This window comes from Flagellimonas yonaguniensis, from assembly GCF_029193885.1.
Classification (GTDB): Bacteria; Bacteroidota; Bacteroidia; order Flavobacteriales; family Flavobacteriaceae; genus Flagellimonas; species Flagellimonas yonaguniensis.
Window position 1 is genome coordinate 25,425 of record NZ_JARFVB010000014.1, and the last position, 13,782, is coordinate 39,206.

11 protein-coding genes and 1 pseudogene are annotated in these 13,782 nt (G+C 45.4%); 9 read left to right on the forward strand and 3 right to left on the reverse strand.

What is annotated here, in order from left to right:
* Nucleotides 1–14 precede the first annotated feature (14 nt).
* From PY092_RS16260 to PY092_RS16270, 3 genes are read left to right on the forward strand one after another with little or no spacing between them, the layout of a single operon-like run.
* Entirely contained in the window at nucleotides 15–3,158 is a 3,144-nt protein-coding gene (locus PY092_RS16260; protein WP_275616869.1) for an efflux RND transporter permease subunit, read from the forward strand.
* A gap of 2 nt (nucleotides 3,159–3,160) precedes the next feature.
* A complete protein-coding gene (locus PY092_RS16265) occupies nucleotides 3,161–4,573 on the forward strand; it encodes an efflux transporter outer membrane subunit (RefSeq protein ID WP_275616870.1) in 1,413 nt (470 codons plus the stop codon).
* 15 nt (nucleotides 4,574–4,588) lie between these two features.
* A complete protein-coding gene (locus PY092_RS16270) occupies nucleotides 4,589–5,404 on the forward strand; it encodes a universal stress protein (RefSeq protein WP_275616871.1) in 816 nt (271 codons plus the stop codon).
* A 353-nt stretch (nucleotides 5,405–5,757) separates the two neighbouring features.
* On the opposite strand, the gene PY092_RS16275 is transcribed toward PY092_RS16270, so the two are convergent.
* Nucleotides 5,758–6,114, reverse strand: coding sequence for a winged helix-turn-helix transcriptional regulator (locus PY092_RS16275; RefSeq protein WP_275616872.1), 357 nt, complete (start codon nucleotides 6,112–6,114; stop codon nucleotides 5,758–5,760).
* Nucleotides 6,115–6,207: 93 nt separating this feature from the next.
* Here PY092_RS16275 and PY092_RS16280 point away from each other — a divergent pair, with 93 nt between their 5' ends.
* From PY092_RS16280 to PY092_RS16305, 6 genes are all read left to right on the forward strand, one after another.
* Complete coding sequence (locus PY092_RS16280; protein ID WP_275616873.1) at nucleotides 6,208–6,861, forward strand: hydrolase; 654 nt, start codon at nucleotides 6,208–6,210, stop codon at nucleotides 6,859–6,861.
* 1,031 nt (nucleotides 6,862–7,892) lie between these two features.
* Nucleotides 7,893–9,206 (forward strand): TolC family protein, encoded by a 1,314-nt coding sequence (locus tag PY092_RS16285; RefSeq protein WP_275616874.1) that lies wholly within the window; start codon nucleotides 7,893–7,895, stop codon nucleotides 9,204–9,206.
* A 48-nt stretch (nucleotides 9,207–9,254) separates the two neighbouring features.
* Nucleotides 9,255–10,472: an efflux RND transporter periplasmic adaptor subunit gene (locus PY092_RS16290; RefSeq protein WP_275616875.1), complete on the forward strand. Its 1,218-nt coding sequence runs from the start codon at nucleotides 9,255–9,257 to the stop codon at nucleotides 10,470–10,472.
* 4 nt (nucleotides 10,473–10,476) lie between these two features.
* Nucleotides 10,477–11,226: an ABC transporter ATP-binding protein gene (locus PY092_RS16295; RefSeq protein WP_275616876.1), complete on the forward strand. Its 750-nt coding sequence runs from the start codon at nucleotides 10,477–10,479 to the stop codon at nucleotides 11,224–11,226.
* A 7-nt stretch (nucleotides 11,227–11,233) separates the two neighbouring features.
* A complete protein-coding gene (locus PY092_RS16300; protein WP_275616877.1) occupies nucleotides 11,234–12,448 on the forward strand; it encodes an ABC transporter permease in 1,215 nt (404 codons plus the stop codon).
* Between the two features lie 103 nt (nucleotides 12,449–12,551).
* Nucleotides 12,552–12,746, forward strand: coding sequence for a hypothetical protein (locus PY092_RS16305; protein ID WP_275616878.1), 195 nt, complete (start codon nucleotides 12,552–12,554; stop codon nucleotides 12,744–12,746).
* A 472-nt stretch (nucleotides 12,747–13,218) separates the two neighbouring features.
* On the opposite strand, the gene PY092_RS16310 is transcribed toward PY092_RS16305, so the two are convergent.
* Together PY092_RS16310 and PY092_RS19710 are read right to left on the reverse strand one after the other, a co-directional pair.
* Nucleotides 13,219–13,668 carry a class I adenylate-forming enzyme family protein gene (locus PY092_RS16310; protein ID WP_335341889.1) on the reverse strand — a complete coding sequence of 150 codons (450 nt, stop codon included), beginning with the start codon at nucleotides 13,666–13,668 and terminating at the stop codon, nucleotides 13,219–13,221.
* Nucleotides 13,660–13,770 (reverse strand): annotated as a pseudogene (locus PY092_RS19710) (AMP-binding protein); the annotation flags it as partial. The pseudogene PY092_RS19710 and the gene PY092_RS16310, both read right to left, overlap by 9 nt.
* Nucleotides 13,771–13,782 lie beyond the last annotated feature (12 nt).

Genomic DNA, 13,782 nt, shown 5'->3' on the forward strand with positions numbered 1-13,782 from the left:
TAGAAAGATAAATCATGTTAAAAACATTTATAGAAAGACCGATACTTTCTACGGTAATCTCCATCATAATAGTCATTCTGGGTATTTTGGGGTATACAACATTACCTGTTGAACAATACCCCGATATTGCGCCCCCGACCATTCAGGTAAACGCCACCTATCCGGGAGCCAGTGCCGAAACAGTAATGGAAAGTGTCATCATTCCCATTGAGGAGCAGATCAACGGGGTAGAGGGGATGACATATATTACTTCCACGGCTTCCAATGACGGTTCTGCCAACATCACGGTTTTTTTCGATCAGGATATGGATCCGGATATAGCATCCGTCAACGTGCAAAACCGGGTGGCACGGGCGAATGCCCTATTGCCCCAAGCGGTGATTCAAACTGGGGTCATTACGCAAAAGCAACAGACCTCCGCACTGATGTTCATGGCGGTATATACCGAAAATGAAGAACAGTACGATGCCACATACGTTCAAAACTACCTAAGGATCAATGTGATTCCGGCAATTCAGCGTATCAACGGGGTCGGAAATGTACGGGTTTTTGGAACGGGTGATTACGCTATGAGAATATGGTTAAAGCCTGAAAAGCTGGCAGCATATGGCTTGGAGCCAGCCGATGTTACTGCAGCTTTGAGGGAACAGAGCTTGGAAGCTTCGGCAGGATCACTAGGCCAAAACGATGGACAATCATTTACCTATAACATCACCTATGATGGACGTTTCAAGACAGAGGAACAATATTCCAATATCGTCATAAAAGCACTTGATAATGGTGAGTATTTGCGTTTAAATGATGTGGCGTCCATTGAATTGGATGCACAGGGCTATGATATTTTTGGTTATACGGATGGCCGCCCCAGTGTGAACATGGGGATTTTCCAAACCGCAGGCTCCAATGCACAGGAAATTATTGATAATATCAAGTCTGAATTAGATCGACTGTCCAAGGATTTTCCGGAAGGTGTGGACTATTTGATAAACTATGATACCAATGAGTTCTTGACGGCTTCGATGAACAAAGTGCGAAGTACATTGATAGAGGCCTTTTTATTGGTGTTCCTTGTGGTATTTATCTTCCTACAGGATTTTCGATCTACGCTAATTCCAGCCATAGCGGTACCCGTAGCGATTGTCGGTACATTCTTCTTTCTGAATTTGTTTGGTTATTCCATTAACCTTTTGACCTTGTTCGCATTGGTGTTGGCCATTGGTATTGTAGTGGATGACGCCATTGTGGTAGTGGAAGCCGTGCACGCTAAGATCGATGAGGGGGCCAACGATGCCAAAAAGGCGACCTTGGGAGCCATGCACGAAATCTCGGGGGCCATTATCTCCATAACATTGGTTATGGCCGCCGTATTCGTACCTGTAACTTTTATACAGGGACCCTCGGGCGTGTTTTATGAGCAGTTCGGTATAACCTTGATCGTTGCAATTTTGATTTCAGCTGTAAATGCACTGACTTTAAGTCCGGCGCTATGTGCACTATTTTTAAAAGGACATGATGAGGAGGACCACGAAGATGAAAAGAAATCCTTTTTACAACGTTTTTATGATCGATTCAACAAAGGTTTCAATGCAACGGTATCACGTTATGGCAATTCCTTGCGATTTATATATCGCAACAGATGGGTTACTGCTCTGATGCTGGTATTGTCGGCTGTGGGCATTTGGTGGGCGGCCAATACCACTCCAACCGGATTTGTTCCGGAAGAGGATAGGGGAATCATATTCTTAAATGTGGAACTGCCGGCAGGAGCCTCATTGGACCGTACCCAGATGGTCAACCAGGAAATTTATCAAAAAGCCAAGCAAATTCCGGGAGTGGAAGCCGTAACCACGATTAATGGTAGTAGTCTTATAAGTGGTTCAGGTAGTAATTACGGACTTGGATTTATCAAACTCAAGGATTGGAAGGAACGCGAGGATGAAACCCAATCCTCACAAGCGATTATTGGGCAATTGTTCGGTATCGCCGCGACGATTCCAGAGGCCAATATTATTTTCTTTTCACCACCCAGTATACCGGGATTTGGACTTTCTGGTGGTTTTGAGGTCAACTTGTTGGATAAATCAGGCGGTAATTTCAAAGAGTTGGATAAAACCACTAGGGAGTTTATAGGCAATTTGATAAAACACCCCGAAATACAATACGGACAGACGTCATTTAATACCAATTATCCTCAGTATGACCTGAAAATCGATGTTCCACTGGCCAAACGATATGGCGTATCCGTTAGTAGTATTTTCTCCAGTCTGCAGGGCTATATAGGTAGTATCTATGCTGCCGATTTTGCCAGATTTGGAAAACAATATCGGGTATATGTCCAAGCCAAACCGGAGAATAGGACCGATGTGGAATCGCTCAATGAAATATACATTAGGACCGGTAGTGGAGAAATGGCGCCCATTACCCAGTTCATCGAATTGGAAAGGATCTATGGACCACAATCGGTAACCCGGTTTAACCTATATACCTCGGCCAAAGTCACCGGCGCTTCCAACCCTGGTTATAGTACCGGTGATGCCATTGCCGTGGTCAACGAAGAAATGAAAACATTGCCCAGTAATTACGAATTGGCTTATTCTGGGCTTTCGCGGGAGGAGGTCAACGCAGGTAACCAAACGACGGTCATATTCATTTTGGTGATCATCTTCGTGTATTTCCTATTGGCAGCACAATATGAAAGCTACTTGTTGCCTTTGGCGGTCATATTTTCATTGCCATTGGGAGTTTTTGGGGCTTTCTTTTCAACTAAAATGTTCGGGTTGGAAAACAATATTTACTTCCAAATCGCTTTGATCATGTTAGTAGGGCTTTTGGCCAAGAACGCAATCCTTATTGTGGAGTTTGCCCTGCAAAGGCGACGTCGGGGCGAAAATCTGGTCGATGCGGCCATTCATGGTGCCCAGACGCGTCTTCGTCCCATATTGATGACCTCATTTGCCTTTATTTTAGGGTTGATGCCCTTGGTATTGGCCAAAGGTGTGGGGGCCGAAGGAAACAACTCAATCGGTACCGGTGCTGCTGGGGGAATGCTCATAGGAACGGTATTGGGAATATTTGTAATCCCAAGTTTGTTCATTCTTTTCCAATGGCTACACGAAAAAGCATCCAGAAAACCTATTGTTGAAACAAGAGAAGCATAATTATGAAATTGACCATAAAAAAAATAGTTGGCAAATCCGCAGTTGTGGCCGTAATGGCCACAACCTTACAGGGTTGTTTCGTTGCAAAAAACTATACACGTCCGGAATTGGAGGAAGTAGAGCCTTTGTACCGAACGGACAACTTGCCACAGGACAGTATATCCATGGCCGACGTATCCTGGAGGGACCTGTTCAGCGATACACAATTGAAATCATACATAGAGCAAGGACTTGAGAACAACATCGATATTAGGATCGCGCTACAAAATGTTGTGGCTGCCGAGGCTTATGTAAAACAAGGAAAAGCAGGGTATTATCCCACACTTTCCGGAACCGCGGGTTTTACCAGGACTAAAAATTCAAAAAATAGCCAGTTCGGTAGTTTTTTTACCAGTGCCCTTGAACAGTATGAGCTCTCCGGGGCTCTTTCTTGGGAAGCCGATATTTGGGGCAAGATCCGAAGTAACAAACGTGCTGCCAGTGCCTCATATTTACAGAGCGTTTCGGCACACCAAGCAATAAAAACAGACCTCATCGCAGGTATTGCCAGTACTTATTATCAATTATTGGCGTTGGACAAACAGTTGGAAGTTTCCAGACAAACCCTAGAATCCAGAAGGAACAGTTTGGAGACCACCATTGCCCTTAAGGATGCGGGACAATTGACGGAAGTTGCTGTAAAACAGACCGAAGCACAGGTGCATACCACCGAAATCATTGTGATTGATCTAGAGAACAACATCAAATTGTTGGAGAACGCCTTTAGTATCCTGTTGGGTGAAGCTCCACAAAAAATTCAGCGAGGAAGTTTGAACCATCAAACCATCGACACCAAACTGAGTACAGGAGTGCCTTATATGTTGCTTGCGAACCGTCCAGATGTGATACAGGCGGAGTATGGCTTGATCAATGCTTTTGAATTGACCAATGTGGCCAAAAGTAGCCTATACCCATCATTGAGCCTGTCGGCTGCAGGAGGTTTTCAAAGTTTGGAACTTGACAATTGGTTGGATGCTAGCTCCCTCTTTTCCAATTTGGCGGCATCCTTGACCCAACCAATTTTTAACGGGAGACGATTGCGGACCCAAATGGAGGTGGCCAAAGTGCGCCAAGAACAAGCGTTACTGGGTTATAGGCAAGTTTTGCTCATTGCCGGACGGGAAGTCAGTGATGCCCTGTATACCTATGATGCGGAAACCCAAAAATTGCAATCACGCTCAAAAGAGCTTGAGGCCTATGCCACAGCTGAAGATTATTCCGAGGAGTTGTTGGACAATGGTCTGGCCAATTATCTGGAAGTATTGACCGCCCGTCAAAACGCCTTGAACTCCGAACTTAATTATGTGAATTCACAATACGCACAATTAAGCGCGATCGTCGAATTGTACAGAGCTCTCGGTGGAGGCTGGAAATAAATCATGTCTTATATTATGGAAACCATATTAGTAGCAACAAATTTTTCTAAGACATCTGACAATGCTGTAACCTATTCGGCACATTTGGCAAAGTTGTTCAAAGCAAAGGTTGTACTCTTTAATGTTTTTAAGTTACCTGTACATGCGTCGAATACCTGGGTGAGCGTTGAATCCATGGATGCATTGATTGATGCCCAAAAGGATAAGTTAAGGGTGCAGGCATCTAGATTGTCCGAAGAGTTCGATATCGAGGTTGATTATGAGTGCAGGTTGTTGGATTTTGAGCGTGAAATAGATTCCTTGATGAAAGTTCATGAGGCTAGGTTTTTGGTTATCGGCATGTCAGCCAAATCGATGGAGCAGAATTTAATGGGGAACCCGACCACTACCTTGATAAGCATGAAAAAATTTCCTGTGCTGGCCGTTCCAGTGGACGCTAAGTTTACGGGTATTGACAAGATTCTTTTTGCTTGTGATCTCATGCAGGGAATTCCACTAAGAACCTTGGTTCGGTTGAAGCAAATTGCAATTGGTCTAAAATCCGAGGTCACCGTGTTTTATGTTGAAAAGAAACTGGACGAGCTAAAAGCAAATAACGATATTTATGCGCATATTGACAAGGGGTTGGGAAATGTTGTCCACCTATATAAAAAGGTAAATTCAGATGATGTCATAAGGGAAATCGAAAGGGAAATCATTAAATCAAACTCAAACCTACTTGTGATGATCCCAAAAACATATGGTTTCTGGGAATCTTTGATTCATAGAAGCAAGACAAGGGAAATGGCTTCCGGGCTCAACATTCCAATGCTATCCATTCCAGTAGATTAAATATAATGAACAGGATAATACCTTTTCATGGTTGATGGATTTTGGATGGATATGAAGGAGCCAAAATGTAACATCAAATTAGACTCCTATTTATGAATACTCCCCGTGGGCTGGTCCCATGGGGATTTGTCTTTAATTTTAGGAGTTTAACCCTTTCCAAATTTAATTTTAAGCTTTTGGGCGGTAAGGTTAGGGCTGAGAACTGGCAACATTTTCTCAATGCTCTATGTCGCAGATCATACCAATTCGGAGAAGGCCGTATACGGTAAACCTCGGTTTGGCCGTAGCAATCTTATGCGTCTAGCTGGTCTCGATTTAAACTTAAATTATATCCTGTGTGGATAAAAAGACAGTTAACCCTTGCTTTCATTTTTGATTTCATCAATTATTTTTTTTCGGTGTTTCTTGCCCCATTCTTGAATGGACAGTAAAACAGGTTTTAATTCTTTGCCATATTTCGTCAAAGAATATTCAACTGTGACCGGAACAGTTGCAAATGCATCTCTTTTGATCAACCCATTCATTTCAAGTTCTTTCAATGCATTGGCCAAAGAACGTGGTGAAATACCGTTCAAATCAGTCTGTAATTCGTTATAACGCTTTTTACTTTGGCAAAGGCTGTAGATGATTGGGAATTTCCATTTTCCACCAATAATCTCAAAAGCATCCAAAACAGCCTGGATTTCTATAAACTCTTCCTTATTTTTCATAACTATACTTTTATGTAGTAGGTATATTATTTTGCTTTGTTTAAAAAAGTGTTGTAAATATATAAATTTGCTTAAAGATTAAATATTTTAAAAATGGTAAACATTCAAGAACACATCAACAAAAATGTAGCGGATAACTTGACGGCAGAAAATGCCGCATTACTCATCATTGACCATCAAACGGGGCTCGCACAGGCAGTTAGGGATATGAGTCCTGAAACGTACAAAAACAATGCATTGGCAATTTCAAAGTTGGGCAAGCTGTTCAATTTGCCGACTATACTTACCACAAGTGCGGAAGATGGGGCAAATGGGCCATTGCTCCCGGAAATTAAAGCGATGTATCCAGATGCTCCCTATATAGCGCGTCCTGGAGAAATCAATGCGTGGGACAATGAGGATTTTAGAAAGGCGGTATTAGCAACGGGAAGAAAGAAATTGATTATTACAGGTATCTCAACTGATGTCTGTGTTCTGTTCCCATCTTTGTCGGCAATTGCTGCAGGTTACGATGTTTATGCAGTAATCGATGCATCTGGAACTTGGAGCGAAATTGCCCAGCGTACAACCATGGACCGTCTGACACAAGCCGGGGTGAAGGTCACCAGCTGGATGTCCGTTTCAGCCGAGTTACAAAATGATTGGAGAAACAGTACCGGTCAAGAATTAGGTCAACTTTATGCCGAACATTTGCCGTCCTACGGCCATTTGTTTTCAAGTTTATTTGCCGCCCAAGGTAATAAATAGGATGCATCCATTGCCTGCTATACTTTGGAGTGGGGCACACAATGGATTTCGTGCATTTTATGAATAAGACGGGCTGTGACACCTTTTCAAAATGAGATGTAAGACACTTCTTAAGTCGAGGTGAATCAGCCCTTCAATGAGGATTTAGTAGAGGATAACACATATCTGTAAGGACCAAGGGGGTTTTATCAATTGGGTCGTTTGGATTAGTACTTTTATGGGCTGGAACTTAAATAAAATGGCACTTGACCCCAATGATAAAATTTTTGCGCCTTGGGTACCAAGTAACCAGGATCCATCAAGATGGCCAAGGAAACAAAAACACCAAAGAACAATAAATAATTACCCAGGTTTTTCAAGGGCAACTTCCCGAGACTTAAGATGGTTTGGGAAGCTCCTATCATAATCTATTTTTGGATAAAGCTACAATGGCCTGGAGATTATTTGTCCAGTATTGGCCTCACGATCAAACGGTTCATTTTCACTAACCCGTTTCTTTGCTGATATAAAGTCATTGGCCGTATGTTATCCGGTCGGCCTTAAATATACCGGTATTACAGTGTATAATATCTTTCACCTAAATTTTGATTGCCATTTTTTGGAAATACTAAGATAGGCTTTTCTATCCCATAGCCCGATCCTGGGAAAAGATAGATGAATCCATTGGTTAGGTTGCCGGCCGGTTGTATAGGGACAAGCCGCACTCTTTTCAAATAAGTTCATTCACACAACATCCCGATTATGGGTTAAATGCCATTGACGATCTATTATTTGGCGGTAAAGTTATTTGGATATGGAAGGCTATGTCCCACAAAACCACCATTTTCATAAGTGTTTAGTCCATTTAGTCTTCATGGACGGGTTTCAATGGATATTCATGGGATGATTGATGCCCAATGGGGCAAACCCGTGTAGGATGCTCCTTCATATTCATAGAAAAAAATGGAGAGGGGATCATCTGGGAGAGATGATTGTTGTCATAGGAACAACTATGGGAAAGGCTTATTTTGGTCCATCAAACAAAGACGGAAATGAAAGTACACCAACTATTCTTTGTGCTTACTGCATTCGTTTGGGGCCAAGGAATCCTTGCACAGGACAGTATTCCCCTGAGTCTCGGTGATGCCCTTGAACTGGCCCTGGAAAAAAACACCGATGTCCATATTGCCCTGGAGCAGGCCAACGTGTCGGAGTTCGCCCTAAGGGAGGCCAAGGGCAATTTTTTGCCAAAACTGTCATTGAACGCAAGTTACAACCGCAATATCGATAGACAGGTTATTTTTCTGCCGGAACCTTTTGGTACCGGCGGTCCGACAAAGCTTGGCTTTGACAATGATTACAGCAGTTCGCTCAACCTGTCGCTCCCCGTATACTCAAACTTCAACTTTGCCAATAAACGTCTGTCCCGGACAAGATACGACCTTCAAAAAGAGATTGCGCGCGGTATCCGGCATTCCGTGGAGAACAACACCAAAAAGGCTTATTTCAACTATGCCATCGCACAAGAAATCGTCAGGGTACAACAAGAACGTTTGAGCAATGCCGAGGAAACGGTGGCCGACATCCAGAAAAGGGTCGAACAGGGCACCCTCACGGACTACGACCTCACCTCGGCCAAAGTACAGGTGGCCACGGCCAAGAACAACCTTTTGGAAGCCCAGAGCAATATCATCCCCTTGGCCAACACGCTGAAACTGTTATTGGGACTTGACGAGGGGGACATCCTGAAGCTGACCGAGCCGATCACACTCACCGAGCCGGGAATCCCGGTTGGAGAAAACCTCGGCCAAATCTTGGAAAACAATAGTCAATTGAAACAATTGGAGCTCGATATCGAGCTGAACAAGGACCAGATCGATGTGACGAAATCGGCCTATTTTCCTACTCTTACCGCCATAGGAAACTATAACTATGTGGCACAGGCCGACGATTTCAAGGTGGCCGATTACGATTGGGTGCAGACCAGTCTGGTAGGGCTGCAACTACGGTTCGACATCTTCAACGGAACAATCACAAAAAACAAGGTGGCGCAGGCCAAGATCAACAAGGAAATCGCCGAGGAACAAAGGGATTTCACCACGAAGGAATATCGGATGCGCCATGGCGAACTGTTGTCACAATTACGGCTTTCACGGGAAAAAGTGGCCGTACAGCAGGAAAACATGGCCTTGACGGAAGAAGCCCTTGCCCTGAGCAAAAAGCGCTATGAACTGGGCGTGGGCACTCTATTGGAAGTCAACGATGCCGAACTCTCCCACACCGGTGCCCGCCTGAACTGGCTACAGGCGATATCGAACTATAAGTCCGCGTACTACGATTATCAATTGCTGATCGGTGGGGAATAAGAAGTACAAAAATTTAAGAATTGGGAACAAAAGCTTAAAAACAATACGATGAAAAAATTAAAATGGATAATCCCTGTAATCGTTGTGCTTGCCATCGCCGCTTACTACATCATAAAGCCCAGGCTCGATGCGAAGAACCTGGAATTTACCTATACGACCATTGAAATGGGTGATCTGGAAGCCATTGTTTCCAGTACGGGCACCTTAGAGGCCATCAATACGGTCGAAGTGGGCACACAGATCTCGGGTACCATCCAAAAGATCTATGTCGATTACAACGATAAGGTGACCAAGGGCCAGCTTATGGCCGAAATGGACCTACGGTTGTTGAACACCAACCTGGAAAGTGCCCGGGCAAGTTTGGCCGTGAGCGAGGTACAGTTGAACCAGGCGAAGGTCGAATATGAAAGGGATCGGTCACTATACGAACAAAAGGTCATTCCCGAGCAGAAATTCACGACTTCCAAATTCACCTATGAACAGGCTTTGAGTACCAAGAAGGCCGCACAGGCCCAGGTCAACAGTATCAGGGTCAATATGGGCTATGGCCGTATTACCTCGCCCATCAATGGCACCATTACGGAGCGCAGCGTTGAAGAGGGCCAGACGGTGGCTGCATCCTTTGCCACCCCACGGATGTTCATCATTGCGGAGGATCTTTCTAAAATGCAGATCTTGGCCGATGTCGATGAAAGTGACATCGGGCTTGTCACCGACAGCATGCAGGTGCGTTTTACGGTACAGACCTATCCCGAAAGGAATTTCTTCGGAAGGGTCAGCCAGATACGGTTGCAGCCCATCGAGATCAACAATGTGGTCAATTATCAGGTCGTGGTCGATGTGGACAATCGGGAAGGATCGTTGTTGCCCGGCATGACGGCCAATCTGGAGTTCATTGCCGATACGGTAAAAGATGCCCTGTTGATCAACAATTCGGCCCTGCGGTTCCGCCCCACGGAAGGGATGCTGGAAGAAATCAAACCGGGGCTGATCGAAAAGGCCAGGGCCATGTTGCCCGACTCGTTGCAAGAGGATTTCAACAGGGCCATCAACAACCCCGAGACCTTTACACCTGCCAATTTCAAAAAACGGCTGCCCGCGAACATTGATGGATTTTTCTATGAAGATCACACGGGAAAGCTGGATTTCAAATTTGTGGAACTGGGCATACGGACGGGACTACAATCCGAGATAAAACGTTTTTTGGACGGCGATTCCATGGAAGCGGGAAGCATGGCCATCAACAGTATCAAGACCAAAGAATAAGCATATGTCGGACAAGAAGAAAGTCATAGAGACCAAGAAGATCGGCCGTATCTTCAAAAATGGTGAGATCGAGGTACACGCACTGACAGGCGTGGACCTTGTCATCGAGGAAGGCGAGTTCGTGGCCATCATGGGCTCCTCCGGTTCGGGAAAGTCCACCTTGCTCAATATCCTGGGCTGTTTGGACAAACCCACATCCGGTGAATATTATCTGGACGGTGTCCATGTCAACTCTTTGGATAAAAACCAATTGGCGGATATCCGAAACCAAAAGATTGGGTTTATCTTTCAGAGCTATAACCTGTTGTCCCGCACCTCTGCCCTTGAAAATGTGGAGCTGCCCTTGGTCTATGATCGCACGGGGCGGTTTTCAAACCCCAAGGAAATGGCTAAAAAAGCGCTGGAACAGGTGGGGTTGGGCCATCGTATAGATCACAAGACCAATGAACTTTCCGGGGGGCAGCAACAGCGGGTCGCCATTGCCAGGGCATTGGTCAACGACCCCGCCCTGATCTTGGCGGACGAGGCTACGGGAAACCTGGACAGTAAGACCAGTATCGACATTGCCGACCTGTTCGTAAGATTGAATAATGCCGGCAAGACCATCCTGATGATTACCCATGAGCCGGAAATCGCCCAGTTCGCCAAACGGATCGTGACCTTTAGGGACGGACGGGTATTGACCGACGAGATCATAGAAAACCGGAGCACCAAGGAAAGCGCCCTACGCGATCTGGAGGCAACGGCCCAATAAAACGAAGATGAGACAATTGTTGAAAACATTCAAGGTGGCCTTTCAGGCCATCAACAAGAACCGCACCCGCAGTCTGCTTACCATGTTGGGCATCATCATCGGTGTCGGGGCAGTGATCATGACCATCTCCGCCGGGGAGGGGGCCACCCAACAGGTACAGGACCAGATTTCCGGGCTGGGCACCAATCTTTTGATCATACAGGTCAAGGAAGAACGCAGGGGGGGGATTTCCGTGCGGAAGGGAAAGGAACTGACCAAAAAAGATTATGAAATCCTCAGGGACAACTCCGTTTGGCTGGAAAAAGTATCGCCCATGATTGTTTCCGGTGGCAATGCCATCACTTCCCAGGGCAACAAAACAACTATTATATATGGTGTGTCCGAGGATTATTTCAGTATCATGTCGCGAGATGTGGACCTGGGGGAGGCCTTTTCGGAACTCGATGTGCAACTCGCCAAACAGGTCTGCCTTGTGGGCAAGACCATCAAGGATGAACTGTTCGGGGGTGAAAGCCCAGTGGGCAGAACACTGCGGATCGATAAAGTGCCCTTCACCGTGGTCGGCCTGTTGGAGGAACAGGGTCAGGTCGGCATGGGCGGTGACCAGGACGATCTGGTGGTCGCCCCCTACACCACGGTACAGAACCGCTTGGCAGGAAGTACCAATTTCAATGTCTTTATGGCCTCCGCCGTCACCGAGGACAAAATCGACGATGCAGAGGTGGAGGTGACCGATCTGTTGCGTGAATCGCATAAGATGCTCTCCAATCAGGAAGACGATTTTGAGATTACCACGCAAGTGGAACTGAACGAGATCACAGGTGAGATCACGGGCATCCTGACCATTCTCTTAGGTGCGGTGGCCAGTATATCGCTGCTTGTGGGCGGTATCGGTATAATGAACATCATGCTGGTCTCCGTGACCGAGCGTACCCGTGAGATCGGCACCCGTCTGGCCCTCGGTGCCCGGGAGAGCGATATCCTGACCCAATTTCTTATCGAGGCCATCACACTGAGCGCCGCGGGCGGTATCCTGGGCATTGCGTTCGGTATCATTGGTAACCAGATCATCTACAAGGCCACGGATTTTTACATACCCACAGCAGGGTACGCCATCGCCATTGGTTTTGGCTTTGCCGCATTGATCGGTGTGGCCTTTGGGTATTTTCCGGCCAGAAAAGCGGCACGGCTCAATCCCATAGATGCCCTACGGTATGAATAGCGCAAATGAAAATCATGTTTTCCACATGATAGAGGTGATGGATTTTGGGATCTTTTCATTATAAGTTGGTTGACAAAAAAAATCACTTTTAAAGAAAAACAGCATGGAACATCCGATGGACAAAACAATAAAGGCATTTACGGACAAGTGGTGGATTTTGTTGGTTTTGGGAATCCTCTTGACCATAACAGGTATCTGGATTTTTAGAACATCGCTGCAAAGCTATGTCTCGTTGAGTATTCTTTTCAGTACGATCATTTTCATAACGGGCTTGTGGAAGTCTCGTTTTCTATTATAAACCGAAACAATATAGACGGATGGGGCTGGCATCTTGTGGGAGGCATGGTGGATATTATCATTGGAATCCTCCCCTTGATACACCCGCTGCTCACAATGATGGTAATGCCTTAATACATGGCCTTTTGGCTGCTGTTCAGGGGTGCAACTTCCATTGGTATATGGATACAATTGAAAAACCACCGAATAAATTCATGGTGATTGTTGTTGATTTCTGGTATTGCAACGATCTCGTTTTCCTTTTTGATACTTGCCGACCCCCAATTCGGTGGACTGACAATAGTTATCTTTACAAGCTTTGCATTCATTTCGTTCGGGGTATACCGCACTGCCATTGCGATTTCCCTAAGGCGCTTTGGAAAAAGAGTTAAAAAAGAGAATGCTGATTAGGCATACTTTGTTTTTTGCCTTGTAATCAAGATAGCCCTTCATGTGAAGATTAAATGAAGATTATTTGACTTAGAGGAACTTTTTTATACTTCGCCGATATTCCTCTGAATCATAAAGGATTTTTTCAATGTCTTACGGTCAATTTTACCAGTGTCCCCTTTGGGGACAGTATCAATGAAATGAATTTCCGATGGTACCTTGAACTTGGCCAATTTTTCCAAGCAGTATGCCTTGATTTCATCTGAAGAGACTTCCTGAGCCTTCACGATCAGTGCTGCGCCACATTCGCCCCATTTTTCATGGGGAATGCCAAACACGACGGCTTCCTTGATGGCTTCGTGCTGCAACAATACACGCTCCACTTCAACAGGGTAGACATTCTCACCACCACTGATGTACATATGTTTCTTACGGTCCACGATGTACAAAAAGCCTTCTTCGTCCATTTTGGCCACGTCGCCCGTCTTGAACCAACCATCTTCCTGACTGTTTTTGGTGGCCTCTGGATTTTGCCAGTACCCAGGGGTTACCATAGGCCCGGATATCCACAATTCACCTGGTTCATTGGTAGAGGCCTCTTTTCCTGAATCGTCAACCACCCGGACTTTTACATAAAAATTGGGTTTTCCGATGGAGCCTTTTTTTCG